This window comes from Candidatus Regiella insecticola LSR1 (assembly GCF_000143625.1).
In the GTDB taxonomy this organism is placed as follows: domain Bacteria; phylum Pseudomonadota; class Gammaproteobacteria; order Enterobacterales; family Enterobacteriaceae; genus Regiella; species Regiella insecticola.
The window spans coordinates 1-237 of the sequence record NZ_GL379697.1 but is presented as its reverse complement, the minus strand read 5'-3'; the positions used below and the strand labels follow the sequence as shown (position 1 = coordinate 237).

2 pseudogenes are annotated in these 237 nt (G+C 59.5%); both read right to left on the bottom strand.

From position 1 onward, the window contains the following. Positions 1 to 107 (bottom strand): annotated as a pseudogene (locus tag REG_RS13840) (DJ-1 family protein); the annotation flags it as partial. Further along, positions 70 to 237: pseudogene (locus tag REG_RS11540) on the bottom strand (ketopantoate reductase C-terminal domain-containing protein); the annotation flags it as partial. The pseudogenes REG_RS13840 and REG_RS11540, both read right to left, overlap by 38 nt.

Genomic DNA, 237 nt, shown 5'->3' with positions numbered 1-237 from the left:
CTGGCGGTAGTGACTTTAACGCCCGCCCGCACCAGCAGATCGATGGTGGTGACGGCTTCGGTTTCTTCGCTACCAGGTGCCAGGCAGACCAGCGCCGATACGCTCATATTCATTTCCTTCGTTTAATCAATTCAAACAGCCGCGCATTCTCCGGCAGCGTGAGGCCGTGGCTGCGTGCGCGGCGCAGCAGGTAGCCGGTGATGTAGTCGATCTCGGTATGCCGCTGGCTGCGGATAT